General features: G+C 58.0%; 31 protein-coding genes and 1 pseudogene. 3 read left to right on the top strand and 29 right to left on the bottom strand.

What is annotated here, in order from left to right:
* Positions 1–100 precede the first annotated feature (100 nt).
* Both J3D54_RS26475 and J3D54_RS26470 read right to left on the bottom strand, forming a co-directional pair.
* A complete protein-coding gene (locus J3D54_RS26475) occupies positions 101–1,063 on the bottom strand; it encodes an ArdC family protein (protein WP_253424812.1) in 963 nt (320 codons plus the stop codon).
* Between the two features lie 128 nt (positions 1,064–1,191).
* Positions 1,192–1,530: a hypothetical protein gene (locus J3D54_RS26470; RefSeq protein ID WP_253424809.1), complete on the bottom strand. Its 339-nt coding sequence runs from the start codon at positions 1,528–1,530 to the stop codon at positions 1,192–1,194.
* Positions 1,531–1,986: 456 nt separating this feature from the next.
* Here J3D54_RS26470 and J3D54_RS26465 point away from each other — a divergent pair, with 456 nt between their 5' ends.
* Positions 1,987–2,352 (top strand): DUF3742 family protein, encoded by a 366-nt coding sequence (locus J3D54_RS26465; RefSeq protein WP_253424807.1) that lies wholly within the window; start codon positions 1,987–1,989, stop codon positions 2,350–2,352.
* Positions 2,353–2,360: 8 nt separating this feature from the next.
* Here the strand turns inward: J3D54_RS26465 and J3D54_RS26460 are convergent, their stop codons facing one another.
* The 5 genes from J3D54_RS26460 to J3D54_RS26440 form a co-directional block, all read right to left on the bottom strand.
* The gene (locus J3D54_RS26460; RefSeq protein WP_253424805.1) at positions 2,361–3,917 is read right to left on the bottom strand and encodes a conjugal transfer protein TraG N-terminal domain-containing protein; all 1,557 of its coding nucleotides are present in this window, start codon (positions 3,915–3,917) and stop codon (positions 2,361–2,363) included.
* Between the two features lie 10 nt (positions 3,918–3,927).
* Positions 3,928–4,236: a hypothetical protein gene (locus tag J3D54_RS26455; RefSeq protein ID WP_253424802.1), complete on the bottom strand. Its 309-nt coding sequence runs from the start codon at positions 4,234–4,236 to the stop codon at positions 3,928–3,930.
* 3 nt (positions 4,237–4,239) lie between these two features.
* Positions 4,240–5,622, bottom strand: a complete 1,383-nt coding sequence (locus tag J3D54_RS26450) for an integrating conjugative element protein (protein WP_253424799.1) — start codon at positions 5,620–5,622, stop codon at positions 4,240–4,242.
* Entirely contained in the window at positions 5,619–6,575 is a 957-nt protein-coding gene (locus J3D54_RS26445; protein WP_253424797.1) for a TIGR03756 family integrating conjugative element protein, read from the bottom strand. The genes J3D54_RS26450 and J3D54_RS26445 overlap by 4 nt, the downstream gene beginning before the upstream one ends.
* A 105-nt stretch (positions 6,576–6,680) precedes the next feature.
* Positions 6,681–6,935: a helix-turn-helix domain-containing protein gene (locus tag J3D54_RS26440; RefSeq protein ID WP_069551348.1), complete on the bottom strand. Its 255-nt coding sequence runs from the start codon at positions 6,933–6,935 to the stop codon at positions 6,681–6,683.
* A gap of 169 nt (positions 6,936–7,104) precedes the next feature.
* Here J3D54_RS26440 and J3D54_RS26435 point away from each other — a divergent pair, with 169 nt between their 5' ends.
* Positions 7,105–7,362, top strand: a complete 258-nt coding sequence (locus J3D54_RS26435; protein ID WP_253424795.1) for a LasR-specific antiactivator QslA — start codon at positions 7,105–7,107, stop codon at positions 7,360–7,362.
* Positions 7,363–7,630: 268 nt separating this feature from the next.
* Here the strand turns inward: J3D54_RS26435 and J3D54_RS26430 are convergent, their stop codons facing one another.
* The 10 genes from J3D54_RS26430 to J3D54_RS26385 form a co-directional block, all read right to left on the bottom strand.
* Positions 7,631–8,362, bottom strand: a complete 732-nt coding sequence (locus tag J3D54_RS26430; RefSeq protein ID WP_253424792.1) for a hypothetical protein — start codon at positions 8,360–8,362, stop codon at positions 7,631–7,633.
* Positions 8,363–8,700: 338 nt separating this feature from the next.
* A complete protein-coding gene (locus tag J3D54_RS26425) occupies positions 8,701–11,454 on the bottom strand; it encodes a conjugative transfer ATPase (protein ID WP_253424790.1) in 2,754 nt (917 codons plus the stop codon).
* Complete coding sequence (locus J3D54_RS26420) at positions 11,454–11,870, bottom strand: TIGR03751 family conjugal transfer lipoprotein (RefSeq protein WP_253424787.1); 417 nt, start codon at positions 11,868–11,870, stop codon at positions 11,454–11,456. The genes J3D54_RS26425 and J3D54_RS26420 overlap by 1 nt, the downstream gene beginning before the upstream one ends.
* The gene (locus tag J3D54_RS26415) at positions 11,833–13,350 is read right to left on the bottom strand and encodes a TIGR03752 family integrating conjugative element protein (RefSeq protein ID WP_253424784.1); all 1,518 of its coding nucleotides are present in this window, start codon (positions 13,348–13,350) and stop codon (positions 11,833–11,835) included. Before J3D54_RS26415 ends, J3D54_RS26420 begins: the two co-directional genes overlap by 38 nt.
* Positions 13,340–14,152 (bottom strand): TIGR03749 family integrating conjugative element protein, encoded by an 813-nt coding sequence (locus tag J3D54_RS26410; protein WP_253424780.1) that lies wholly within the window; start codon positions 14,150–14,152, stop codon positions 13,340–13,342. The genes J3D54_RS26415 and J3D54_RS26410 overlap by 11 nt, the downstream gene beginning before the upstream one ends.
* Positions 14,149–14,790: a PFL_4703 family integrating conjugative element protein gene (locus J3D54_RS26405; RefSeq protein WP_253424777.1), complete on the bottom strand. Its 642-nt coding sequence runs from the start codon at positions 14,788–14,790 to the stop codon at positions 14,149–14,151. The genes J3D54_RS26410 and J3D54_RS26405 overlap by 4 nt, the downstream gene beginning before the upstream one ends.
* Positions 14,787–15,200, bottom strand: a complete 414-nt coding sequence (locus J3D54_RS26400; protein WP_253424773.1) for a TIGR03750 family conjugal transfer protein — start codon at positions 15,198–15,200, stop codon at positions 14,787–14,789. Before J3D54_RS26400 ends, J3D54_RS26405 begins: the two co-directional genes overlap by 4 nt.
* A gap of 7 nt (positions 15,201–15,207) precedes the next feature.
* Positions 15,208–15,579 (bottom strand): TIGR03745 family integrating conjugative element membrane protein, encoded by a 372-nt coding sequence (locus J3D54_RS26395; protein ID WP_095973829.1) that lies wholly within the window; start codon positions 15,577–15,579, stop codon positions 15,208–15,210.
* 17 nt (positions 15,580–15,596) lie between these two features.
* A complete protein-coding gene (locus J3D54_RS26390; RefSeq protein WP_012723194.1) occupies positions 15,597–15,836 on the bottom strand; it encodes a TIGR03758 family integrating conjugative element protein in 240 nt (79 codons plus the stop codon).
* A complete protein-coding gene (locus J3D54_RS26385; protein ID WP_253424770.1) occupies positions 15,833–16,165 on the bottom strand; it encodes an RAQPRD family integrative conjugative element protein in 333 nt (110 codons plus the stop codon). The genes J3D54_RS26390 and J3D54_RS26385 overlap by 4 nt, the downstream gene beginning before the upstream one ends.
* Positions 16,166–16,469: 304 nt before the next feature.
* On the opposite strand from J3D54_RS26385, the gene J3D54_RS26380 reads away from it, so the two are divergent.
* A complete protein-coding gene (locus J3D54_RS26380) occupies positions 16,470–16,841 on the top strand; it encodes a histone-like nucleoid-structuring protein, MvaT/MvaU family (protein WP_253424766.1) in 372 nt (123 codons plus the stop codon).
* Positions 16,842–17,111: 270 nt separating this feature from the next.
* Here J3D54_RS26380 and J3D54_RS26375 read toward each other — a convergent pair whose 3' ends face one another.
* From J3D54_RS26375 to J3D54_RS26320, 12 genes and pseudogenes are all read right to left on the bottom strand, one after another.
* Positions 17,112–17,843: a TIGR03747 family integrating conjugative element membrane protein gene (locus tag J3D54_RS26375; RefSeq protein ID WP_253424762.1), complete on the bottom strand. Its 732-nt coding sequence runs from the start codon at positions 17,841–17,843 to the stop codon at positions 17,112–17,114.
* 90 nt (positions 17,844–17,933) lie between these two features.
* The gene (gene traD, locus J3D54_RS26370; RefSeq protein WP_253424759.1) at positions 17,934–20,039 is read right to left on the bottom strand and encodes a type IV conjugative transfer system coupling protein TraD; all 2,106 of its coding nucleotides are present in this window, start codon (positions 20,037–20,039) and stop codon (positions 17,934–17,936) included.
* Positions 20,040–20,048: 9 nt separating this feature from the next.
* Positions 20,049–20,564 (bottom strand): integrating conjugative element protein, encoded by a 516-nt coding sequence (locus J3D54_RS26365; RefSeq protein WP_253424757.1) that lies wholly within the window; start codon positions 20,562–20,564, stop codon positions 20,049–20,051.
* Positions 20,561–21,109 carry a lytic transglycosylase gene (locus J3D54_RS26360; RefSeq protein WP_253424753.1) on the bottom strand — a complete coding sequence of 183 codons (549 nt, stop codon included), beginning with the start codon at positions 21,107–21,109 and terminating at the stop codon, positions 20,561–20,563. Before J3D54_RS26360 ends, J3D54_RS26365 begins: the two co-directional genes overlap by 4 nt.
* The gene (locus J3D54_RS26355) at positions 21,091–21,810 is read right to left on the bottom strand and encodes a TIGR03759 family integrating conjugative element protein (RefSeq protein ID WP_253424750.1); all 720 of its coding nucleotides are present in this window, start codon (positions 21,808–21,810) and stop codon (positions 21,091–21,093) included. Before J3D54_RS26355 ends, J3D54_RS26360 begins: the two co-directional genes overlap by 19 nt.
* Before the next feature lie 9 nt (positions 21,811–21,819).
* Positions 21,820–22,491: a chemotaxis protein gene (locus J3D54_RS26350; protein ID WP_253424747.1), complete on the bottom strand. Its 672-nt coding sequence runs from the start codon at positions 22,489–22,491 to the stop codon at positions 21,820–21,822.
* Entirely contained in the window at positions 22,488–23,030 is a 543-nt protein-coding gene (locus J3D54_RS26345; protein ID WP_253424744.1) for a PilL N-terminal domain-containing protein, read from the bottom strand. Before J3D54_RS26345 ends, J3D54_RS26350 begins: the two co-directional genes overlap by 4 nt.
* A gap of 106 nt (positions 23,031–23,136) precedes the next feature.
* Positions 23,137–23,883, bottom strand: a complete 747-nt coding sequence (locus tag J3D54_RS26340) for an ABC transporter substrate-binding protein (protein ID WP_253424740.1) — start codon at positions 23,881–23,883, stop codon at positions 23,137–23,139.
* A 52-nt stretch (positions 23,884–23,935) separates the two neighbouring features.
* Positions 23,936–24,253, bottom strand: a pseudogene (locus tag J3D54_RS26335) (JAB domain-containing protein); the annotation flags it as partial.
* A complete protein-coding gene (locus J3D54_RS26330) occupies positions 24,243–24,419 on the bottom strand; it encodes a hypothetical protein (protein WP_253424736.1) in 177 nt (58 codons plus the stop codon). The gene J3D54_RS26330 and the pseudogene J3D54_RS26335, both read right to left, overlap by 11 nt.
* A 100-nt stretch (positions 24,420–24,519) precedes the next feature.
* Positions 24,520–24,777: a hypothetical protein gene (locus tag J3D54_RS26325; protein WP_253424733.1), complete on the bottom strand. Its 258-nt coding sequence runs from the start codon at positions 24,775–24,777 to the stop codon at positions 24,520–24,522.
* A gap of 71 nt (positions 24,778–24,848) precedes the next feature.
* A complete protein-coding gene (locus J3D54_RS26320) occupies positions 24,849–25,430 on the bottom strand; it encodes an STY4534 family ICE replication protein (protein WP_253424730.1) in 582 nt (193 codons plus the stop codon).
* Positions 25,431–26,288 lie beyond the last annotated feature (858 nt).

Genomic DNA, 26,288 nt, shown 5'->3' with positions numbered 1-26,288 from the left:
TGTCTTGCGTGAGGGCCCCGCGGCGTAATGCTTCTGGAAACAAAAAAAGGGCTCAACTCGCGTTGGGCCCTGTGAAACGTTTGCAGTGGTGAGGCAATCATTAAGCTCCATCGTTCATGCATAGTGAGTCATCCAAGACGGCTTGCTTCAGTTGCTGCTCTAGGTTGAGTACATACTCCGAGGCGCTTCGGGCGTGACCACTGGCGCGGAAGATCGCGCGTTTGTCAGCCTTGAGTAGGCTGAGCCAGGAGTCAATGTAGGCCTCGTGTCGCAACTCTCCCTGTATACCGGTGTAGGCACATAAAAACGCAGCGCCCATTTCGGCGATCAACTCCTCAAACGCGTAGCCTGGCGAGCCGAAAGGACAGGATGACGTCACACCCTCGCGCTGCAACCGAGAGTGATGCCCGGTCCAGTGTGTCAGCTCGTGCAGTGCGGTGGCGTAGTACCCGCCTTCATCGTGAAATTGTGCTTTTGTCGGCAGTTGGATGAGATCCCTGATCCGGTGGTAAAAAGCTTCGTCGGCAGGCCGATGAACGATGCGTGCACCTGAACTTAACAGCAGATTTTCCGCAGCGCTGTTGGCCTGGAAGGCATCGGTCGATTCCGTTTCGAGCAGTGTTTCATTGAGCGATTCGAGCCCCTCCGTTTGCTCGATATTGAACAGAAAATGCGTCCTGAGAATGCCGAAGTGAGCGACTTTGGGCTGACCGTTTTCATCGAGTACGGGTTGGCCTGACTCAGTCTGTTCCTTCCGCTCCATCGGCTTGTAGAGCACCGCCAGGGTGCTGTGCTCACCCTTACGGATATGCCCACCGGCCTTTTTGGCTTGGTTGAAGGTCAGCCAACGATCTTGAGTGAACCCCTGCAACCTGGCCTCGGCCCAGAGCAACGGTAAATTGATCCCCGAATAGGGACGTCGCGTGATGGCATTGATGGGGAAGGGTTGATGATGAGTGACGTCAGCTGAGCCACTTGAGGACCAGGGTTTGATCCAGGGGGTAACGCCTTGGTCTAACGCGGTAACGATCTTGTCCGTTACGTCTTGGTAGATATCGCGCATGGCAATTTCCTCGAGAGAAAAACGGAGGAACGCCTTGCCCGTCGGGGGAGGGTTCCCCGGTGGGTGATGGGCTGGATTGATGCAGGTCTTGCATGCCGTCCGAATGTGGATTTGAGCGCCGAGTACGGTTATGTGCGTTTAGCGTTGGCCTCTCCTGGAAGCGCTATCAGCAAGGCGCCAGGCTGACCCGGTTCTTGGAGTAGGCTCAGACTCAATTGGAGCAACGGGTCGTGGTCTAAGTGATCGGTTGGTTCAATGTGGACTACCTCGAACAGCACATAGGGCTTGTGTGGATAGGCCAGGTGGGCTTCGAAAGCTGCGCGCAATACGTGGCTCAACCGATCGATCTGCAGCTTCCCAGCGTGATCGGAACGCTCGAGCTGTACTGCGCGTTGCCACGCGCCAGATGTGAACACGATGGGCAACCGAAGGGGGTTCAGTGTTTCCGGTGTAAGTGAGTCGGGCATGGTATGTCTCCGTTGAAAACGCGAAGAAACCTGTCCCGTGCGGGGAAAGATTTCCCCGCAGTGGGTTGAAGAAAATCAAGAGGGTTTTCCTCACGAGCAGAGCTCGAAAGGCGCTCAGGAGAGCAGTAGGCGTTCATCACCGTACAAGCGGTGACCGTGCGAGCTACCGAACGCTGATCGCACTTGGGGAGAGCCATCATCGAAGTGACGTAGCCTTGAAGGTTCTGGCTACCTGGGAAAGTGCTGTCGATAACAGCGATCCGTACCTTGTATTTAACCGGACGATTTGTATGGGTCAATGACTGTAGAGACGCTGTTTCACGGAGCTTGTCTTCTGTCTTCCAGTGAAGATTTTTCGGCTGGGGCAAACTGATAAACGGTCAGGCACGGGCCGACTTCAGTAGTACGCTATTACTCTTGTCTCAACCATGAAAACGCTCAGAAGAGGGCGAGACCATGCCGATTCAGCAACCTGTTCAGAGTTCACGTACCCACCGCTGGGCGTACGTCTGTGGTATGTCGGTGAAGCGTGGTTACCTTGGGTTGAAAACGTTTGAATCCCGCGTGGTTGAGCGGGCGGAGACGGCGGGTATGCCCGCAGATAAATTTCTTGTTCTCGGGAGTTTTCTGACTGCCAAGTTGGCTCTGCTCGGAGCATTTCTTTTTGTTAGCTTCTGGTTGTTTGTACTGATGTGCACAATCTTCGTATTAGTAGCTATCCCAATTCAAGATTCAGACACTCCAGGTCTTGACGATCTCGATGATCCAATGCATAGAACGTCTTGGCCTGAGCGGTACGATAAATGGGGTTCTCTGAAGTAGCCTCTTGGTTATTTTGAGCTCGATTTACCCGAAACAATTCTTGCACCGCTCATCAACTGAGAGGTTCCATTAGAGCTCGCTGTCTGTGCTGCGTGGGTTCCCCTGCTGAGCATTCCTTCTACGCCTGAACCTACGCTATATCCTGCCCAGCTCATCGCAGCCAAAAATAATATTGGAAGCACGACGAACATCGCCCCCATCACGTACTCGATCACCTGCGCGGTGACAGTCCCATCCATAAACCCGGATGTGGGCAGCGACAACAGCACCTGATTGGAAGCCGAAACCTGGTTGTACAGGGTATCGAGCATGCTGGAGTCGACCCAGCGCGCCAGTTCCCACCAGAAGGTCAGCATGTGTAAGGTGAACAGCGCGAACGTCACCGTCATGACGGTCTTCAACTGATAGGTACTGACCAGCAGGATCAACGGCAAGCTGATGATGACGCCCATGATGAGGAAGGCCTGCACCATTGGCAGAGCGGCGCGTAGTGCATTCATTGCCGGGAAGTTGCTGAAGGAGCCCAGTGCTAACCCGGTATTGGTGGCCAGATTATTGAGCCCCTGATTGATCGAGCCGCCACGAGCGCTGGAGCCATAGTCCTGGTACACCTGTCCGGGCGACATGGACATCGATTGCTGGCGCGGACTGACCAGTTCGCGCAGGGTGGCATCCTCGATCTCGTTGCTCGAACGGCCAGCCAACCAACCTTTCAGCTGAGTCAGCAGCGAGGGATCAACCTGCTCGATCAAACGTTCGCGTAACCCTACACCGCTATCACTCCACCACTGCTTGCAGGTGGGGTAGCCCGCGGCATTCTCTAGCCGCGGTAAGGAGACATCGCGGTTGTCGTCATACGGCCAACTGACTCGCGGCGTTCGTGAGCGATCCGTATCGTAGTAGCCAGGGGTATCGAGAAAATAGCTTGAACCGATCCACGCTGCGTCGTGACTTTGTGCTTTGCCCAACTGCGGACGGTTGGTGAATAGCCGAGAACGAGAATAACCATAACAGTCGCGAGTGAAGTCGGCGACTTCCTGCAGCAGGACCTGACTGTCGATGCGCGAGCTGTCGATCTCCATGCGCATCTGCCGGATATCCGGTGCGCAGGGGATGGTAGCCGTGGCCGCCGCGGTCACACCTTTGCTCAAGGCATGCACCAGAAACCACCAGATAGGTACGTTGGCGGAGCGTTCGCCGATAATATTGAAGGTCGTCCCCCAGGCGGTTTCCGTCGGTTGGGCCACGCTCACGCCGCAGCGCTGACTCGCCGCATCATCGAACGTCATTGACGAGAGGCTCAACGGAAACACAGGCGCGCAACCGAACAACACGACGATGTAGGCCAGCCACAACCGGTTCTCGATCCGAGGCACCGAGAGCAGTCCCTTGTTGCCTTCATCCGCGCCTTGCTGACGGGCCGACAACCATTCTTGCAAAATGATTGCGCCAAAGGGTGCGGCGAATAGCCCGGTGTCGGACAGGACGCTCCAGAGGCCGTTGTTGATGATCCAGGCCAGCAGGGAGAGGTAAAACTCCAGGTAGCTGTTGGTGCTCATGAGCATGACGGTGACCTCACAGTCGGGTGAGTTCGACGCAGGTAAAGAGCACGAGCCCTAATGCTCCGATGCGTTTCACGCGCAGTCGATCCTGGGGGCGCTGTCGGTAACGCCGAAGCAGATCCCACCAGAGCGCAAAGAGGGCGGCGTAGAGCAGGGCGCGCCACCACCGCAGATAAGGTCGTGCGGATTCGAATGCCTGCTGCCAGGCCTCGAGGCTACCCAGCGCAGTGCGGCCGATCCAGGCGACCAGTGCGGCGGTGAGGATCATCACCGCGGCAATCCCTAGACCTGAAAGCAGAGTGAATAGCGGTGAGCGTTTCATGGCTCACTTGCGCCTGGCGTCAGCATCATTAAGTCGACCGGGCTCAGGGTCGCCTTGCTCGACGGTGCGCGAAGCATCAGCGCCACCGGCATGCCGGTCGAGCACCAGGCTGGCGGTATTGGTCGTCAGCATCTGCCTGACCTGCAGCTCGGTCTGCAGCAGGCGAATTTCGCGCTCCAAGGCGTCGATGTTTTTCGTCAAGGCGATCTGGGCCGGCTCGGCGGAGGCGATGTACGGTTCGTGACTGCCCGCCAGTAGCGTACGCAGTAGCAGCAACGCCTTGTCGAGTACGCTGGACAGGGCAGTCTCACTGGCCAAACGCCGTGCCAGCAGATCCTGGTCGGGATCGTCACGCAGGGCTTCGACCACGCCTCGGGTCACCGGTAACATCGGGCTGGAGGCTTTAGCCAGGTTGTCAGGGGTAGGCGGGAGAGAGCCAGACAGCAACCCCTGCAGGGCCTTCAGGCGTTCGCTATAGGCCTCCTGAATCAACGGCGTCAATCCACTGCCAGCGGTAGCACGAAGGGTTTCGCAGGTGTCGCAGGTCGAGACTTCGGTCTCGCCCAACACCCGAACAGCCCATTCGGATTCCTCCTGGGGAGAGGCCCAGATCTGGCAAATAGCCCCACCTAGGCAATCGCTGCTACTGATCGAGGCACCGTCATCCACCGTCCGGTTATGCAGCAAGTTGTAGCCCGCACGCACCACGTCGGAGGTCACCCGAATGGGCGTCTGCCCATCACCACCAGCCTTCGAACCGCCGACCCAGGACACCCCATTGTTCCCGTTAAGGGCCTCGGTGTTTTTCACCGCGGCCACCGCATCGCCGCCGGTTTGCTCCAGATTGCCCTGCATCTCCTGGTTCTTGGCCAGCGCGCCCCAGCCTGCTTGACCTACCTTGTCCGCCATCTTTTCGGCCATGGCCTGGCAGGTCAGCTTGGAGCGATCGAAGTCGATACGACCTTGCATCACCCCGTTACTGAGCAACTCATAGAGACCGGGGTTGGCGCGCTGGATGATCAACGCCGGCAGCGACATCACCGCTTGGGTCGCGTTCTGCACGATGCTGCCCATGATCTGCTGGAAACCTTCGGTGACGCCGTTAAGTTGGTTTTGCAGAGTGTTAGTGAGGCTCATGTTTCCGCACATCATGTTCGCTCGCCATGACCCGCCGACACCGAGACCACTGGGTCGGTAGAGTGAACTCGGTGAGCCCACTGCCGAACCGCCTCCGATGGTGTACATCACCCGGTCGTCGAGCACTTCGCCTTGTGTGCCCAGGCGGTAATCGCCCTCGGCGGCGTGGGAATGCGTGGCAATGGCGAGCAGCCCGTAGAGCAATAGACTTACCAGACCAAACCATGATTGCGCACGAAGCCGACTCATGACGCACCGCCTTCGAAGTCGATGCTGAACAGGAAGGTCTGCCCCTCACGTTTGCAGCAGCTATAAGGGCGCCACAACGACCAGGCGTAGCCGCCATCCGAACTCTGTACCGGATCGCTGGGGAAGATGGCGCACGTGGGCTGAACCTTAGGGTAAAGCAATTGCCATTTGTGGGTAGAAGCGTCGTTTTCAACGATCGGGCCAGGCGGCCAGTAGCCGTCGCGTTTGGCCGGCGTGAGTGGTAAGTACACATGCGGCTGCCCGTTACGGGTCATCACATCGCCGGCCCGCTGCGCCATGACGGCGGCCGCCTTGAAGTCGTCGGGTTGTACGATAAAGCCCTGCCGGGGATAGACGTTGCCCCACATATTTCCCAAAGCCTGACGACCAATTTCACGGATTCCCGGCATTAGCGACTCGGGGTAAAGACTTTCCGGAATGCCATGGCGCCAGGCCAGTGAGTCCAGGGTACTCAGGTAGTAGGGCATGAACGCAGTTGCACCGCTGGCGCAGGCATAGCCGGATTGAGAGGCCAGTTGTGTTGCGGTCCAGCCACCTGAATGACCGATGCCATCAACGTTTTTGAAACGAGGCAGGTTGTCGCGACGGGTGTTCGGCGTGATCAGGTTGCCGCCACCCTCCGCGCCGCTGATGGGAGAGGAGAGGGCAGCCATCTCGGTCCAGGGGTTGTTGCCGGTGGTGGCGTAGCTCGAGACCACGAGTTCAGGAAGGAAATGACGAACCTTGGTTGAGGTTTTGACTGTGCAGCCGAAGGGCGTGCAGAGCAGCCAGAAACAAATGCCGACGACCCTGTATGCGAGGCAATTTGGCGAAAGCACAGAGGCGGTGATGCTGCCGGTATCCAGCGCCACGCTTGGGCCGCACGCCAGCAGGATGCTTAACGCCAGGGGCCGTAGCTTTGTGGGCGAGATTGATGAGCAGGCAACAGGCATGATCCAGGCTCTCGGTGTATGGCCTGGGCAGGTTCGCTTACAGCCTGAAGACTGTCAGTGGAAATTATGAAGGCGGATCTATCGGATTTGTGAACCGTGAGACTATTATTTGACGTGAAGGGCGCTGCGCAGGGTATCGGGTTCTGCAAGTAGCTGATCTGTGGTGATTTCGAGAATATTGGCCAGCTTGCACAGGACCAACAGCGACGGATTGCCCGTGCATCGTTCGATTTGACTGACGTAGGTGCGATCTACCTCGGCCATGAGCGCGAGCTGCTCTTGGGTCAGGTTTTTCACGCGTCTCATCAAGCGGATGTTTTCCGCCAGCTGCAGACGAAGCTGTTCGTAGTCTTGAGTCATGCGCGCAAATTGCGCCTTGAGGGACTCTCAATCCACGGGATATAGTCTACATTGGCATTGATCTAGGCCATTTGATGCTCATGCCTGTTATCGAGCGTTCATTTGGTGTCGTTAAGATTTTCAAGGCTGGATTCCGCGTCTAACAATAAATCAGACATCTAGGGTGTGTATGGACGAAAACTACATTTCAATTCCCGCGGCGGATGGTTGCTCAAGTCTTCTGACACCTTGGGGCAGCGAGTTTGCCCCGATGATCGAACGTGGCGTGCAATGTGCCCAGGCTTGGCTTGATACGCCCGGCGAGATTCCACTGTGGTGGGAGCTGGCGCAAACCCGCAAGACCTTTCCTGTCGGTGATTACCAGGATGCCTTCGAAGCCGGATTCTTGTTGAGGATTCAGCAGCGGCTTGGAGGCGTATCAAAGTAATCCGTTGCTCACTGGCAAGTACATCGATGTGATTAGTGTCATTGGCACAGACACGCTGATAGCAGTTTGAGTTGCAGGGGGATTACCGCGCAGAGCATTTGCCCTGTCTTTGTAAGACAGCAATCGAGCCATGCTGTCATTGAAAATGGATCCATGGCGGCCGTTCAGTAACTATCCGGGCAGCACACCTTCCTGATGCTGTCGCTGAAAGTGATGGTGTTTACTTCAATTTTTGATCTCAGGTGCTCATCATCAATGGGAGCTATTTTCATATTTCGGAACACGGCTCTGTTGTGCATTGGAGTTTGCGTTCTTTCAGCACAAACTCGAGAGTTCGGAACTGCGTTGGACAACATAAGCCGTCATTATCGGTGTGCATCATGAGTTGCACGATGATCTTCTCACCCTGAATAGACACGCTACGAATTTCTAGCCGGTCTCCCAAGACATACGCTTTCCCATACGATTTTGCGGTTCCTCTGTCGTTAAAAACAGTAGCAAGATAGTAGTAAATCCCGCTCCCTCCATCTGATGCCTGCAGTACAGCGATTGCGTCACTGTTACCATCGCCATCAAAGTCGCCAAACGCATGGTCTACTAAATAGACTGCTATGTCCTTGTCGGGCAGTTCACGTCCGGTGTCAGGAGCAAACTCACGCTTTCCATCCTGCAACGTAATGAAATCGTCGTCGATTCTGTAGGTGAGATTCTTCAGCACCTCCATTGATAATGGAGGGTAGGCGATTGGGACTGGTGGCTGGGCGCTAGAGTTTGCAATTGAGACGTATGCCCAGATTGCCATGCCTGAAAGCGCAACGGTCCAAAAAGTGAACGCCATGAACATGATGATCCGAAAGTTTTGTTTCTTTGTAAGGTTCGGAAAGATGATCTTAGCAATGATGTCACGGCCAATGCAGAGAGACGCTCCAATAGCTATTCCTGCCGGTGCTGCAATTTGTGCGACTGATTTGATTAGGTCAGGTGTGATGGTTGAGGACATAGTGGATGGCGGTGCCTAACGGTAGAGTTGATGCGGAGTGCTTGGAATCCCGCCTAGCATGAATTTCAATTTAAGACTCTCTGCCGGACCAAGGCTACTGAAATTCGCACAGCCTATTTAGACGAGAGTGCCTATCTCCTACAGGCCAACGATCACCGGGGCGCGCAGAAGGATTGCTAAAACCAAAAATATCATCATGGATTGTGGGGGGATACGGTTGTAACGCGGCTCATTGTCGCGCTAAGTGAGTGGCCAAGTGCCACTCCTGGTTGCACGATGCGCTACGTTTCATTGTCCAGTCAAGATGCGAGGACGGTAGGGGGACTGAATTGACTTTCCTAAGCGGGTTCTATTCCTCGTGTTCTATCGATCTGTTCAGCTACCCGGTAAGCCGCTTCCAACTCTGAACAGCCGTCCTCTTGCATCAGTGCCCAGCGCTCGGCTTTTTCCTCGGGCTCCGTCATGGCCAGGGCGAGGTAAAGACTGGGCGGCACGGCTCGAAACAATGTTTCGAGTTTCTTCGACAGCACCACTCCTTCAGTGTATTTGCCCGGTTCTTTATTGGCTGAGAGCAACAGGGCTTTTTGCGCCGGTGTGAGCTTCTTGAAGCGAGCGATCTCTTCGATTTCCGCGGGCGGCATGTTCAAACAAATCCACCATTCGATCATGTTGAGCATGGTCTGCGCAGCCGTGGGAAAATCGGCAAGGTTTTGCGTGGCGAGCCAGAACCAAGCGCCGAGCTTGCGCCACATCTTGGTCCCCTTGACCACGAATGGCGCCAGCAGCGGGTTCTTGGTGATGATATGGCCCTCGTCGGTGACCATGATGATCGGCCGACCCAAATACTGATCGCGCTCGGCGAGGTTGTTCACGGTGTTCATCAGGCTGATGTAGCTGATGGACATCTGTGCCTCGTAGCCTTCGCGAGCGTAAGTGGCCAGGTCGACAATGGTCACATCGCTCTCGGGCCAAGACGTGCCCTCGCGATCGAACAGTTCGCCCTCGAAACCTTGGCAAAACAGGTCGATGGACTCGCCCATTTCCTGGGCGCGCTCGCGGCGCTTTTCCGGTAAGTGCGGGTCGGCGGCAACGTGCAGCAAGGCGTTGCGCACGTCGCGGGTCAGCACCTGACGACCCGACGCGACACAGGTCTGTGCCGCATCCAGGATGCACTCGCGAATCAGACTGCGATCGGCTCGGCTCAGGCGTGCTTCTTCCTTGGCCTCGCCACCGGTGATCATCAGTCGAGCGGTGATTTCCAATTCGCCAAGAACATCGCGTTGGTCTTCGCGACTTGCTACCGTCTCATCGTCCCACTCATCGATCGACAGACTCGCCACCTGATCCGGTTGCTCGACTAGGCGGTAGGCATCGGCGAAGGGCGCAAGACTGACCGAGGCGCCAGGTTTCAATTGGACCTTGTTGACCGATAGGCCTTGTGTCGCGAAGTAATCGCCTTGCAAACCGAATGAGTTGCCCGCCTCGACGATAAACAGCCGCGGACGGTACACCGCCATAATCTGCATCAGTAGGGTGACCAGGGTGGCCGACTTACCGGCGCCGGTGGGGCCGAACAACAGCAGATGGCCGTTCATGGCCCGGTCTAGGCGTGACAACGGATCAAAACTTAACGGCGAGCCACCACGATTGAACAGGGTGATGCCCAGGTGGCCGGTGCCGGTGCTGCGGCCCCAGACCGGAACCAGATTCGCCAGGTGCTGGGCAAACATCAGGCGGGTGTACCAGTTGCGCGTGTCGCGGGCCGGGTTGTAAGCCATCGGCAACCAACGCAGGTAGCTGTTGCAGGCGGCGACCTCATCGCCTTCGCGTATCGGTTGCAGCCCCGCACCCAGCAGCGCGTTGGCCAGGCTGACCGAGTGTTGGTGCAATTGCTGTTCATCGTGACCGCGCACGTAGAACGCCAGGGTTCCTCGGTACAGCTTGTGCTGGCGACCGATGATTGCACGAGCCTCTTCAACATCTTGGCGGGTTTGGGTCGAGGCCAGGTTTTCACCGATGGCTTTGCGCGCCAGGCGGTTCAACTGATCTTCAAGTACATCCTGCGGTTTGACCACCAAGGTCAGACTCATCACCGTGCCTTCGGGTAACTGGTCGAACAGGGCATTCACTGCGTCACCCTTGCGGGTTTCTCCGGTGAGTTGACCAATCAAGGGAGCCCGGCGCAGCTTGTCCACCACAATCACCCGGTGGGGCTGATCGTCGAAAAACCAGACCCCGTGCTGCACATCCGAACGCGGTTCGTTGAAGAATAGCCGTTCGGCAAAGTCATGATCGAAGGGCAGTTCCAGCGACTCGCCATCACCTGACTCCGGATAGGCCACGCGTTGGTAGAAATCCTCGGGTGCTTCATTGATGAGCCTGGGCGTCGGATTGAACCAGGGCAATAACCAGGCATACAAACCGCGGCCATCGACTCGTGCCGATTGCACGCCGCATGCCTGCAACGAAGCCGCAATACGTTCGCAAGCCTGTTGCAGGGATTGCACCGGAGTGAGTCCTGTCTCCTCAGCGTTAGACTCAAGCCAGCGATAGACCACCAGGCGCCCCCGTCGGTTGTTGCCACGCCAGGGCAGGCGCGTGACTGCCTTGTCCTCGAACAGACCTCCCGGCTTGGCGATGGCCTTCAGATGACGGCGGCTGAGTTCCAAATACGTCTCGGTGAAGACCGTGCCTCGCGCGCTGTCCTGAATATAATCGGTGAGCCGGGTCAGGTAGGGGATGAAGTCGTTGTCGTCCTGACAGAAAAACTGCGCCACCCAAGGCGCTTGATCCAGCTCGTCAAAGCTATCCTGCAGGGCATCCTCAAGGGCATCGCGGGCAGCCATCAACCAATCGGGTTCGCGCCCTTCAGTGCCGATGGGCAGTAACTCGAACACCGCACCCACCGAGCGATTGTCATCGAGCAGAAAACACTGTTCGGTGTCGAGGTATTCGACCCAAGGCAGGTGATCGGTGAAGCTGGGGTTGTGCGCGTACAGTGCGGCTTCATTAGCCAAGGTGGCGCGAGGGCGCAATGGATTGCGCCAAGCTTTCCACGCAGGAGTACGGTTCTTCGAATCGCCGGTACGCACTACAAGTCTTCCTGACGTTCACCCGGCAATGCGTACTGCACACGCTGGTAAAATGGAAAAACGGTCGAGTAGCCCGGGACCGGTGCCTGCTCGGTACCGCTCAGGTGCGGATACACGTACAGCACCAGATCGGGATTGGGCAGGCGAGGGAACAGGTTACGGATCTCGTTCGTCGCTGTGCGCGTGTACGGTTCCTGGAGAGGGGCGGAGAAATCTGCCTGGTCCAGGGGACGGCGTAACTGTTGCCGAGCATCCAGCAGTTGCTGCTGAGTGCCTTGTGAGCCGGCGCCGTTCCAGATGTCCAGCATGGTTTGCTCGCCATGGGGCAGCAGCGTCTCCTTGTCGGTGGAACACCCCGCCAGGACTAAGCAAAGCAAGCTAATCCAGATCAGGCAGGGAGGCATGGTCTTTTTCATGGCGAACGCTCCGGCCCTTGGGCTCGTAGTCGATGGTGATCTCATGGTCGAGGTGCAGCGCGACCTGTGCGGCCGGTGGCACGTACACGGCAGCAAAAGCCTCGCCATACAGCTTGTTCACCCACTCGCGGATGTCGCTGACCCCACCACTGAGGATTGAATTCAGCGCGCTGTTACCCGTGCTACTAGTGACCCCGAGCGTACTGCCGCCCGAACTGATCACGCTGCTGTTGTTTTGCTCATTCCCGAGCAAGGCAGCGACACCCGCGCCGGCCGCAGTGATCAGGCTCTGGCTGCCGAGATACTGCTGGGCGTTCGAGCGGCGCTCGCCAGCAATGCAAGGAATGCCATACGGATCGGACAGGTAACCGAGTCCACCGCGGATCTTGTCGGTGTTTGAGCTCTGGGTGGTGGAGGCATTGCGGCTGGCTACCGCCTTCGGCGGAGGCACCGTGCGGATGGTGCCATCGGTAAACACAAAGGTGATCGACTCGACCTGTCCGCGTACGCAAGACAGGGTCCAGTCACCGGACGCCGTGCCGCTCATCACGGCTCCCGCGACGTCCGGCAGGTCGATGCCGTTGGCCGTCAGGTTCTCCGGACCGACCAGCACCTTGAAGGGATAGGGGTCATTCACTGTGCCGTCCACCGGGACTCGGCCAATCAGCGCAGTCATGGCGACCGAGCCCATCAGCGTGGCGTTTTCGGGGATCGTGTAGACCGGCTTCGCGCCTTCGGTACGATCAACGGATCGCGTCAGGTCGCGCTCACCCTTGGTAACTGCACGTAGCTGTTTCTGGCTGCGATCAATCGCGTTCTCTTTCAAGCCTTCCAGAGAGTTGAAAGCGGTAGGCAGACTCTGTGCGGAGGAAGTCTTGGTTTTGCCTCTAGCGCCGGTGGACGGAGCATCCGAGGGTTCAATCCACTGCAGCGCATCATTGGCAGAGTGTCGCCCTTCGAACTGAGCGCCGTCGCCGGGCTCAAGCCCCAATCCGATCGGCATGTCCGTGCTTTTGCCGGTCAGCCCCGACAACTGGTTCTGCAATTGCGTCAGCAGACCGCGAGCCTGACGACTGTCTTGTTCTGCTTTGAGTCGGGCCTCGTTGGCTTGGCGGCGGCCTTCGTCGACCTGCTGGGTTACGCTGCCAAGCGCGGTCTGGATACGCGAATCGACACTGTTTTCCCGCTCGCGCAGGCGGTTGTTTTCCGTCTGCAGCGAATCGTTGTGTTTTTTCAGGCCGAGCATGTCGCTGCGCATGGCCTTCACCTGTCCGACCAGGGTGGCGACTGTATCGCGTGGGGTATCGCCAGCAATGCCGAGCGACTTAGCTTGCTCGGTGGATAACTGAATGTTGCCCTGATCAACTGGGTTCTCTGGAGAGGGCGTGCTGCCACCCGCGACCCAGCTTTTTAGGATGATCAACACCACGGCCAGCAGCGCAGCCGGTACCAGCCATTTGAGCAATGCGTTAGCCTTCATTGCCAGAACCTCGCGCAACGGGCGGAAGCAACACGGCGTGTTCGAGGCCGGCACCGCGGGTGACGAGGTAGGCAATCGTGGTGTCTTCAGCGCTGCCGACAGGCCCGAGGAAAGCATGCTGGAAGGCCGCGGCAAACAGCTTGGCCTGAAGCCGACGCGGATCGAGTTGCACCGTCGCTGGACCAAGATTGCGCAACTTCACTGCCGTCACCCAGCAATCACCGAGTCGCCAGGCTGCGATGGGCGTGCTGGACACGTTTTCGGTGGGCAGCAGGGTCGGTAGTTCGGTGCGTAGCTTGAGCGGGACGCGGCGTACACCGGGCAGGGACTCCACGGTGCGCAGCGGCGCGTACAGGCTTTGCGCGGCGTATCGCGTCAAAGCGACCGGGATCGGTGTACGTTCTGGAACAGGGACGGTGCTCGATTCATCTTCGGCAGCTTGCTCCTGAGCATTCTTGAGAATACGCACGGGCTCCAGCGGTTGATCGCCAGGAGTGGCCGCGACATCCAGCAGGATGATCTCGCCCGTCGCGACCGATTGCAGTTGCAGGCGGGTTGGTGCAATGGTTTCCGATGCGCGCAGGTACAGCGTACCGCCAGTTGATTGTACGCGCAGCTTACCTGTCAGGGTTGAGGGCACGCCGACTCGGACATTCTCATCGACAAAGACCACCCGTTCCTGATTGATTACCAGCGGGACCGCGAGGGGGAGGCGTTCCCAGTGCATCAGCTCAACGGCCTGCGCTGCAACCCCCCATGTGGTCAGTGCGACGGCGAGTCCTAGGGTAGAAATCCGCTTCATGGCTCACCTCCAGGCAGGGAGATTTTTTGCGGAGTGCCCTGATAACAATCGAGTGCCAGCCCCCACTTATTACGCTCGGGATCCAGGTCAAAACGCACCACGCGCAATGGATATCGCACCACCACCCGTTTCACCGGTTCGGCGGCGTAATATTCATCGGCATTGAGGTCGAGCTTGACCAGCCAGCTGTCGCGATCGAGTTGCTTGACCCTGAGTTCCGGATCTTCGCTGTAGCCTCGGCCCAGAATTTCGTACACGCCACGCACCCGCTGGCGCAGTTCGCCGGCGGCCTTGCGGTACTCGTAGTCGCCATCGAGGAACGCCTTGCAGGAGGGTGTCAGGTAGGACTGCAAGCCATAGATGGCGCGGCGATAATCCTGCTCGCCATCCGAGGGCCAGCGGTTGAGTTGGCCAAAGATGTACAGGGCAAAGGCATAGACATTCTCTGAGGGGATATCCCACCACTTGCGCGTGCTGCCCGAGCGCAGATCCGGGGGGACATGCACGGTCAGATCGGTCGGTGCCGAGCGCCAGCCGTACCAGAGTCCGGCACAGAGCAGGGTCAGGATCATTACCGCCAGGCGCAGACTGAAGATATGGGCCTGCTGGGCATCCACCTTGTTCCGAAATCGGCTCATCGCTGCCACCGGGACAGGGCAGGGCGCAGTCGACGCGAACGGCGAACCGTCCAGGCGCCGGAGTGCAGAATCAAACTTCCGCGCCCCAGGCGCCAACGGCTGGCGAGTATCCATTCAAGCTTGCGGTACAACCAGGTCTCGGGGCGGGCTCGTTTGGCCCGGCGCAGTAGCGTGCCACCGGCGAATAGCACCATCGCCATACCCGCGATCATGCTGGTCGGTGCCACGGCAATGGAAGCGGTGGCGATCGCCAGAGGAACGCCCAGCAGCAGGCCGACGAGTGCGCCGACACCGAGCGCTACCCACATCTCATCATTGGTCAAACCACGCAATACGGCAGGATCACGATTGAGTCGCTCCGGCAGAAAGACCAAGGTGCCGTCGGCAAGGCGTTCGATAGTGTCGTTCATGCCAACCTCACAAAATCGCGGCGGCCTTGGTCAGAAACCAGATGATGATCACCACCAGTAGGGCGCCGATGCCAACCACGGCGCCGAGGTCTTTCCAGGTCTTGCGCTGGTTCTGCACGTCGGCATACACGGTCAGGGAATGCCACGCCACACCCAAGAAAGCGAGCAGGGCGATCAGCAAGCCGAGCAGGATACCGCCGTCGTAGGCGTAGTTTTTGATCGTCTCGATCAACCCGGAACCTTCACCACGTGAAGGCGCTTCCATGGTTGGGAGTTCGGCAAAAGCCAGGCTTGGACCTAGTACCAACAGCAGACCGATCAGGCGCTGACTGGCACGATCACGCAGGTTGTTTTTTAGGGGGATAAGGCACTTGAGCATGATGGCGATCTCCTGGGTTAGGACAGGGTGAAGAACATCAGGACCAACAATGCGAGCAACACGCGCGCGGCGCTGCCGCCAAACGCGCCGAAGCGCACACTGCCTGTCGCCCATCCCCGGTAAGCCGTCCACATCACCCAGGCGCACCAAAGCAAAGCCAGAACGAGAACCAGGGATAGCCAGAGCGTCGAACTGCTCTGCGGTGAGAAACCGGAGGCGTTTTGGAACGCTGAGGTTTGGGCGTCAGTCATGCTCATGGCGAAGGCTCCGCGAGCGGAGTGTCGAGGAGGTAATCACCGACCAATTCACTGGGATCGCGGGGTTGAGCGCGGGAAGGGGACAGGTAGCCCTGTACTCCGTGACGGATGCGCTGAATGTCCTGGGTCAGTCGTGGATAGTCGAAGCGATAGCGCTCGACTGATTCAGCTGTGCTGGCTGTCTTAGCTCGTGTCACAAGGCGTTCGATAGTGTCGAGTTGTTGCAAAATCAGACTGAACTGATCTTGTTCATGGGCAGACGCGGCATAGCTGCTGCCATCAACGATAGCCAGTGAGAGCAGTAAGCAGCGAGGTACGGTAGTTGGCATGATGCTGGCTCATATGGATCTGGGAGCAGAATCAAGTCAGGGGTCGAATTATTCAGTATTAAACGCGAGGTGGAATGTATCGCTTTTTTTGGGAGCGCCGAATAGGTTTACTCACACATACATCAGCAATCGATTCGGCGAAAAAGAAAGCTCAGACAGCTCTCCTAGCCCAATAATAATGTGTTGTTCAGGCGGCAATGAGTGGATTAGCTCATGCTTGAGGCAGCATGGGTGACGAAGAGCTAATCATCGCTTAGCATTGGAATGTTCATTCCTCATTACTCTAACCTGAAGGAAGTTTCATATGTCTCGTTTGGCTGAATTTCGTAAGCTTGAGCAGCAGCTGGCCGAACAGCTCGCAGAGCTTGAGTCGATGAAAAGTGATTCCGGCCTGAAAAAAGAAATGGAATTTGAGAGCAAATTGCGGGCGTTACTTGGCGAGTACGGCTTCAGCTTGAAGAACATCATTAGCATCCTGGATCCAGAGGCTGGCCGTCGTACCTCGGCACCAATAGCAGCACCTGTAAAGGCAGCCCGTAAAGCTCGCGATGTAAAAATTTACAAAAATCCGAACTCTGGTGAGCTGATCGAAACCAAGGGAGGTAACCATCGGCAGTTGAAAGAATGGAAAATCGAGTTTGGCGCGGACGTTGTCGAGTCGTGGCGTACTCAGTAAGAACGGTTTGACTACTAGGGCTCTGCAAGGGCCCTTTTTTGTTGGTGAGGATGCTGAGTCCCGAATGCGAATCTTGGTCCCACTTCTGCACTAATCTTGAGGCATATCCCCAGACTGTGAAAGTTTGCCTTTCATTCACCGCTCTGCTCGAAGTGGGGAGCCGAAGTCGAATACGGGCAGGTCAACACGTGCGCTGTGTCAGTTCTGCAGTCGCTGAATAACGATCCTGATACCAAGGGATATATAAAGGGAAAATATAATTTTTCCGAGTCAGAGATATTTCTTAAATGTAGTTGCCGTCATTGCTACTGTGATGCCAAGCATTACAGCACAAGGCAAAAATACGACCATAGGATTGAGCGAAAAGGGCAGGGATAGGTAAATGATCCAGGGCACAAGCAATAGCGGTATCACTGCCCGTTTAGCGCGGTGATAGACGAAGCTACTCTCTCGTCCAGCACCAAATTTGCGCAGGTCGCGACGCATCAAGCCATCGACAAAACCGGTGAGAGAGGCCAGCAGAAACAAGGGTGTGGCCAGGACCAGAATGGTCAGGCGCACCACGAAGGTAAAGGTCACATTCACCGCCGCCAGCACGAAATCCTCAATGCTCACGTAAAACTGGTTGATCCACGCCCAGAACCCATCGCCCTGGCTCGATACCCGCGCCTGCTGGGCAAAGTCCGCAAAGCCGGTCTTGACCAACAACCACTGATTGAGGAGATCCAGCCTCTGGACTATCGTTGGTCCAGGCTGTTGGATGAGCAGTGAAGATTTGAAGTGCTCGCTGAGCCAACTTAATTCACTGGTTAGCATGGCGTGACTATGCCGCCAGCCCTGATCACCCCAGAAGAGCAGCAGGCCCGCGAACTCGATGAGGATCGAGAACAGCAACGATGCAATCAGCAAGCCGATGATGCGCAGCATTAGGCTGATCGCCGAGACGATTAATCCTGGGCGCTGGATCCGTTGTGGCGGCATGTTCTGGGCTGAAGTCGCCATTGTTCACTCCATTGCGCGCTGCAAAGTTGATGTCGTCACAACGCCTTCTGGATCGTTTTCTGCTGAATCGAAACCTGTCGCGGGTACGGACTACCCCACCTGATCCAGATCGAAGTTTGTTGTTGGGCCGCCACCGCTTGCGTTCCACCATTGCCCCGCTTGCTCGTTGTAGGTGGTCCGCATTCGCTGGGTGAGCTCCTGCAGGTCCTTGGGCATGGCATCGTCGTTGGAGGGTTTTGGCAACGGCATGCGGACTTTCCAGAGCTGGCCACCGGCTTGGAAGGAGAACATTTGCCCTTTGGGTAAACTGACGATGTGGGCTGGCTCGATCAACGGCACGCTGGTGCTGCTGACGCGGTCCTGTGAGGACGAAGTGAAGTCCGTATTGGCTTCCGGATCGGAGGTGTCGGTGGCACCCGACACCAGGGTCTTGGTCAGCACGTTGACCTTGGGCAATTGCTGAGTGAGCAGTTCAGCGGTGGCGGTTTCGCGCACCCGCAGCATCTGCAGGGTATTGAAGTTGCCAATAACCTGGCCAGCTTTGGCGCGGTTGCCGATACGTGCTTCGATATCGCTGAGGGTCTGGGTGTAGGCAGTTACCTGGATACCGGCACCGCCGCCCTTGTTGATCAGCGGGATGAATTCATCACCCATCAACTCGTTGAATTCATCAGCGTGCAGATTAATCGGCAACTTGTCACTGTTGTTACCCGATGGGGGCAGGCCATGGTCAATGCCATGTTTGTAGATGTGGCCCGCGACCGAGACCAAGTCGGCGAACATGGAGTTGCCCACAGCGGCGGCCACCTCGGCGTCGGTCAGCGCATCCAGACCGACGTAGACGATGCCGCGTTTTCGGATGATCTGCATCCAGTCGAAGATCGGCCGCGGGTCATCCAGGTCGGTGTAATTGGGGGCCAGTAACTGGGCGGTCTTGCCGGTGGTGAGTTTCTCCAGCAGCGGTAGCAGCGAGGCGACAATCTTGTCGAAGTAAGTACGGTCGTAACGCACCGCCGAACGCAGTCCGTCCAGCACCGGATCAAATACCCGTTTGGCCGCCAGGTACTGTTCGATGGCCACCACCCGCTTTTCGCGTCCTACCATATGCCGGGGAATGTTTTTCTCGGTGAGCCTGCCTTCAAGCTGGACGATCACTTCCCACGCTTTCGGATCAGTCTTGGCGAAAAACTGCTGGGCGTATTCGATGAACAGTGCGTCGATATTGACCACATGTCGCTGGATTTGCAGGTAGTCCGGACGCCGGCCCAGCTCGATCAGGGCGCGGGCAATGATGTTGACGAAGCGCCAGGCGAACTCACGAAAGGCCGCCGAGTTGCCTTCGCCACTGAGCTGCCCGGCGATGCGTGACGCCACTTCCGAGATGCGTCCGAAACGCCCCACGGCGTTGTAGCGAGCGGAGATCTCCGGCCAGCCCAGATGGAACACATAGAATTCCTTTTCCCGACCGGCGCGTTTGGCTTCGACGTACATGCGCTTGAGCAAGTCGGCATCGCCCTTAGGATCGAAGACGATCACCACTTCATGTTCGACGCGGTGAATGTCCTGGGTGATGTACACCTCGGCGAGTCGCGTCTTGCCGACACGGGTAGTGCCCAGCACCAGGGTGTGTCCGACCCGTTCGCCCAGCGGCAGACTGACTTCCGTTTCGTTGGGCTCGACCCCATGCAACAGCGGCGAGCCACCGACTGGGGGCAAAGGGCGCAACGGATTGAAGGCACTGTCCCAGGCGGTGGCACGGGCCAGTGTCGAGAACGGAAACGGTGCATGTTCTAGGCGGCGTTCGAGTCCTCGGGCCAGACGGTAACGGGTCGGTTGCTCGACATAGTGGGCGACCGCCGGATCCTGGGTCTCAACCAAACGCTGGGTGTGCAGACGGGTCCAGCGAAAGCCTCGGCCCATGAACAGACGCTTGCGGCTGACCGGAATCTGCCGACTGGTCAGCCCGTAGCGCGGCAGCCGACGGATATTGCGCCGATAACGCAGCACCTCCCAGGCTTGTTGCAGCCGGATAAGGCCGAACAGGGCATAGGCCAGTGCTGCAACCAGACCGATCTCGGGTGATAGGGCCACAGCCCAGGGCGAGTACACGCACAACACCGCGGCAGCGATGCAGATCGCTACGGTGTACAGCTCCACCGCTGGCCGGAGCTTGGACTCCATCGCATGCTCGGCCATCACCTGGACTCACTGTTCCAGTGAGGTGGCAGTGATCAAGACGGGATAGTGCTCAATCTGCAGGCGGGTGGCGATGTCGTTGCCGTTGACCGGCAGGATGGAGATGCTCGGAGCGGCTGCTCGAATCCGGGCCAGGGCTTCATTGTCGGCCACTTCGACGGCGAGACCAGCCGCGCCCATTTCCTGCAGTTCAGCAGCGCGTTGACGCAGCCAAGTCAGCGACTGGGGATCGTCACCGACCAGGAAAAATGGCCTCAAGCCAGGCATGTTGAGGGCGCGGGGTGTGATCTGGCCGGGGCTCAGCCGAGAACTGCGGACCGGCAATATCCAGTCTTCATTGGCAGACGTGGACAGGCCCGCATGCATAGCCCGATCAGGCTGGATCTTGTTGTTTATTAGCGGCCTGGCAACCTGAAAATGGGGGCGGGTGAAGTCGCTAGGCTGATCCCCGGCTACGGTCAGCTCCGGCCGGGCGAAAGGTGCCAAGAGCAGGATGAAGTAGCAGGTAAGGGGCATTCGCTTCATGGTGGTGTGTCCTGTTTGAAGGCAATTAGCAGTCGTTCGAGTTGCCGGGAAAATCCGGCGCGGTAACGCGCGGCCGGCGTTCCTCCTGCCGGGCGGTGATAGCGGCCGGCAGCTGACACCCAGTCACCGGTGGCGGTGTGATGCTCCTGCAGCAGCCCGGCGGTCACGGCGAGATTTCGGTAGGGGTCGAGGGCATCGCAGGGACTGGAAAAACGTCGTCCGTGGTAGCCCAGGTTGGTTTGCCCAAGTCCGGCGTCGACCCGCTTGGCGTCATACTGAGCGAGCGCCTGGAGCAAGGCGTGACAGGCAGCCGGGCGAGTGGCGAAGCGGTAGGGTGTTCCGGCGATGTTCAGGGTCCAGGGCCAGGGCAGCAGTCGACCACGAACGCGGATACCGCTCTCCTGCAGGGCAATCGCGAACAGCACCGTAGAAGGGATGTCGGCGTTATGCGCCGCCAGTTGGTAGGCTGGGGGCGGAAGCTCCTCGGCCTGAGCCGCCAGCATGGCCAACATCAGCGCAATACCACTCAGTTGAGGCGTTGCCATTGTCCACTCACCTGTTGAAATGTGGCAGGCAATGGCCCCGGGGCACCCAGGCTGAACCAGCGACCACGGTCATGGTTCAGGGTGATCTGCTGGCGTTGAACCTTGGCCGGATCGATGTCTGCTTGCCGAGCCCAGCCACGAACGCGCTCATCCTCGCCTTGGCTGCCCACCAGGTAGATATCGAACGCCGTATCGCTGTTTTGCATACGTTGCGCTTCGGCGGTGCACGCTGGACAGTGGTCCTCCACAAACAAGGCCTGGCGCGGCATGACCGATGAGCTGGCAGGGGGCGGGGACGCCATGCCCTGGATCGGCAGCAGCCCGGGAAACAGCTTGGCCCAGGCCGCGGTGTAAGCGTTTTGGTAAGCCAACTCGCGCTCGGCGCGTTTGGCTTCCAGCGCTACCTGCAATTCGGCATAACGCTGGCGCTCTTGGTCGGTCTGGGCTTCGACCCCGAGTGCGGTCAACGGATCGAGGTTCGGGCTCCAGAAACCGCGCGGGCCGGCTTGGATCTGTTCGAAGCGCGTCCACTCCTGCTCCGTCAGACCCCAGCTCGCCGCCTGTTCAGAGTCAGAGCGCCCCAGCGGAGCAGACTGCGTGTCCTGGATCCGTGACTGTGTCGCGACGGGGTTGCCCACCGCAGCGCCCATGGCCAGTAGCGAAGCGAGACAGACAACGGTGGGCAGTAGCGTTCTGTTCATGATCGCTTCTCAAGGGAGGTGCACGGTCTGATCTGGCTGAGCGGTCACCGCGAAGACGGCTGAGTTCGGCTCCAGCACTTTTAGGTGCCAGGCCCCGAGCTGCTCACCGCTATGTAGCAGCCGGACATCCATGAGCGAGCGACTGTCATGGGGTGCGACCGCCAGAAAGCGCTCCCCCCCGCGGAACTCGACTCCCAACACCGAGAACGGTGGCGAAAGCGGGGTGGGTTTGGGGCGAGCGGTCTTTTTCGGTTTGGTCGCAGAAGGCGTCGGCGGGGGAGGGAATGGCTTTGTCCTGAGGTCCAGGAGTTGCTGCTCGACCTGCTCAAGGCGTGCGCGTAGCGCTGTCAGGTCTGCAACGGTGGCGCGGGCTGCCAGACCGTCGCGCAGTTCCTGTATCTCTTGCGCCCACTGATCCAACATCGGATCGAGGGTATTGGCCTGTTGCTCACCAGTATCGACCATCTGCTTCAGGTCTTTCAGCGCGTACTGAAGCTTCTCCTGGGCGTCCTTGAGGGCGCTTGAATCACGTTGCAGGGTGTCCAGGGTTTGTCGGTATTGGGTGTTCGTACGCTGTAGCTCGGCCACGCGCTGATACTGGTTATACATACCACCGCACAGACCGGCGGCCGTAAGGCAAAGTAGCCCGACAATGAGGGTTTGAAACGTCGAGGCCTTCATGAACGTGCCTCCGATTGATGGGACGAGCCTGGTGTGATCAGCACGCTGCCGACATCAGCCTTCTGTTGTTCGAAGCAGACCGAACGGCCGACTTCATCGGTCGTAAGTTGCCAGGCGGGGCCAGCCAGCACTTGTAGCGCGCTGCGCAAAGGGATTGGACCAAGCCGGTAATGGGCCGCCGGCAAGGGCCGGGTAAAAAGCACCTTCACCGACGCGCTATCGGGACAGAGCGAATAGCCCGAGCGCTGCAGTACGTACTGCAACGCATCCTGCACCGAAGGGCTCAGGCTGGACGGGATGTTTACTTCAATGATTTGGGCTAGAAGATCGCGTTGTTCCGTCGTGGGCTCGGTGCTGAGCAGCGTGTAGCGGCCATAACGAAGTTCTGCCGGACGGCTTTCTTCGGTTGTGCCCCTCGAGTGCTGGGCCCGATTGGAGCCACTGCCGATTTCTGGATGAGTCGGCAATGGGGTGGGGATTTGCGCGGTGCAGGCGCTCAACAAACCCAGCAGGCAGACAGGCGGGAGAAAACGCTCCATGGAAAAAACCTCGTGTCAGATTCAGTGCAGAACCTGACATGAGGTGAAGGAGCGACTCAGTGAGAAAGTTGATTCAAGGCGGGTCGTGTTAAAGCGGAGCGCGTTGTTACTCATCAAAAATGGCGAGTCCCTCCAAGACGGTGGCGTCGGGGTCGAAGATCAACAATCGCACATCCGCCAACGCCGCCAGGTATAACACCGTGACCAGGGCTTCCGGTGTGCCGGCGTCGAGTTGCTCTTGTCTCAAGCTTGAATAACGTTTGCCCTCAATGTTCAGCAAGTTCTCGTCCGTCCATGGTGTGCCGATCAGCTTGCAACCGATGCCGCAGCAATCCGGCAACGCGAAAAGTTCGAACAAAAGGCCGGTTTGCCTCGGAGCGGAGTGACTGACCCACCCTCCCAGGTAGAACATTGCTGCTTCAGGAAGGTGTGCGGTACTGATCTCCCAGGCTCGACTGTAGTGTCCCGTTTCGAAGCGCAAGTGATGGACCATGGCTTGGGCTTCTTCCAGGGAGTACAGATCGCCGACGTGATGCTGCTCGTTGAACATCTCGCCCATCACGGCGTAGATCACTTGGCGCACCAGTCCGGTGGACTGGCAGCGTTCATCCAACTCTTCAGGAATAGATTGACCTTCGCTGATCAAGGCGAAATCGTCATTGAACAGGCAGGGGAACAGTTGCAGTTCATCGTCGGGCAGATGGGCCTGTGAGTCGTGCACGGGTCGAAAGCAGGGAGGGCAGTCGTTTTCGTAGGTGATCAGTAGCAGCCGTTCGATATGCAGGTTGTCGTAACCGCGAGCAAATGGATTTGAGGCCACCAGTAGGGCTGGGGCCTGGTGTGTGAGGTTCATGAGGGTTCTCCAGGATGAAAATGAACAAGGCGCCCGAAGACGCCTGTGAGGGTTAAAGCCAGCCATGTTCGGCAAGGGAGAGAGGACGACCTTCACCCACGATGAAGTGATCCAGTACACGCACTTCGATCAAGGCCAAGGCCTCCTTCAGCCGTGCAGTCAAGACGCGATCCGCCTGGCTGGGTTCCGTACACCCTGAGGGGTGGTTGTGAACAAAAATGGTGGCCGCAGCGTTATGCGCGAGGGAACGCTTAACGACTTGGCGGGGGTAAACGCTGGCGCCATCAATGCTGCCGTGAAAGAGGACTTCGAATGCCAGCACCCGGTGCCTGGCATCGAGAAAGATCACACCGAAGACTTCATGCTCTTGTTGCGCATAGGTATGAGGCCACAGTGTCAGGCGACGTCAGGATAGGGCCGCGGGCGAACAGCCGACGATCCAGAATATGCAGCGCTTCGTCGATCAGCTGGTTTTCTTGGACAATGCGATCAGCCTCGAAATCCGAGGTCTCAATCAGTGTGAGTTGGGTGCTCATGGCGGTACCTCCGAAGGGAGCAATCAGGGGTACACGCCCGAGGGGAGTGGTATCCCCAAGGTGGGTGTGGAGTCGTGGGCGTTAGCCGATGACGCGCTGTTTACAGCCGAGTGAATCGGTGGCGTTGACCGTGTAGATGTGAACCACAACCGTCACAGGGCAATGGAGAAAAGGCGCTTGTTCCCCAGCCGGCTTCGGGATCGAAGTCGGCACTGATAGGCATCAACCGAACCAGCCCACGATGGATGCCGGCGATGCGTTTCTCAATTTCATCCGTCGTGTAGTAGAGCGATAACGAGCTGTAGTCCTCGTAAGCCGCAGCGAACAGGCAGTCGTCGCAAAGCCAGAAGGATTCCATGTTGGTTCTCCTGTGCCGATTGAAGAAAAGGCGCTCGGGGGAGCGCCTTGATGAGGAACATCGTGGACTGTTCAGTCGGACTGAACGGTACGGGTGGCATCACTGCGGGCCGTGCGGGGTGTGGGTGGAGATTCAGGTTCAACCCGAGCCTCTATTGGGTTTCCGATATCCTCAGCTTCGGCATCAGCCGATGGTGCGGATGACTCACTGTTTGGCACTTGCTCAGCAGGTGCTCTTGCTTCCTGCCTGGCGGGCGCTTTGTATTCGAACGTGCCGTTGACCTTGATCCAGTCGATGAACAGCAAACGACCTTTCAGACTGGCGCCCGGTTGGCCTTGTTTCTCGCCTTTCTCGTAGAGAAATGGATCGATCCACAGGTCGCCGATACGAAACGACAACAAGACCTTTTTCTCGGCGTTGACGGCGTCCATATAGAAACGAATCAAGCGTTCAGCTTCACCCCCAGCGACTTTGCAGTCGAAGCGGGTGTACTCCACCGCATCGGTGGCACCGTGCAGGGCTGCAATATCGCAGGCCATGAATGGCTGGCCGCGGCGGACTTGTACTTCACGAACACGGTTGAGGTAACCGATACCGACGGTGTGCAGGTTGAAGTAAGTGGTCGCTTCTTGGGATTGGTTGGCGTGGGCCATGGTGGTTCTCCTGTTTCAAGGGAAAACGGCGACGCACATCCCCCGACGGGGAAGTGAGCCCCCGTCAGGGGTGGATAAGGTGCAGGTGAGCAATGAACGACTCGCCACCGGCAAGCCGATGACGATCAGAACGATGCGTCTTGGGGAATAGTTTTGCAGCAGAGGATCGTCTGCGGTGGTGATCCGCAGGCATGGAGTAGTGAGCATTCATTACCGCTGAAGCGGTAACCGCGCGAGCTTCCGAACGCTGATCGCACTTGGGTAAACCACCACGAACGTGGCGTAGCCTTGAAGGTTCAAGCTACCTGGGCTGGGCTGTCAACGACAGCGAACCATGCCCTTTGTATAAGCCTGTCACAGGGGAGCGTCAAGACGCTGCAACCCGATTTTTTATGGCCGGAATACGGTGGCAGTCACTGGAAGGAGAAAAAGAAGAGCTGGCCTGGTGGGTCACCAGGCGAGGAATAGAAAAGCCACCTTTGACGGTCATACGCAGTCGAAAAGCTCCTCGCAAAGCTTGGTTTAACTGCGCCTTGATTCACCAACCGACCCTTGTCGTGGCTTGGGTCGGAACATGCTGGCACGCATCCGCGTACAAAGGGTGCCCAGTGTTTCCCCGGCGGGCCCCGGGGCTGAATACGATCGCCGAGGCGGATGACCGCTGTTGCCTTGTAGAGGCAACACTGGTCATCCGCCACCACGATCAGGTCGAGCACAAAACGGGAACGAAATCCCGCAGAGGAGAAGGCTCCGAACTCTAAGAGTCTGACCGAGCTGCCCGGAGCGAATCGGTCTTGGGTCGCCGTTGGCGATGATCCTGAGGCACTACAGCAGAGCGGGTGGGACGACGTCAAGGCA

It is taken from the genome of Pseudomonas sp. GGS8, from assembly GCF_024168645.1.
In the GTDB taxonomy this organism is placed as follows: domain Bacteria; phylum Pseudomonadota; class Gammaproteobacteria; order Pseudomonadales; family Pseudomonadaceae; genus Aquipseudomonas.
This window is presented reverse-complemented; position numbering and strand designations above follow the sequence as displayed.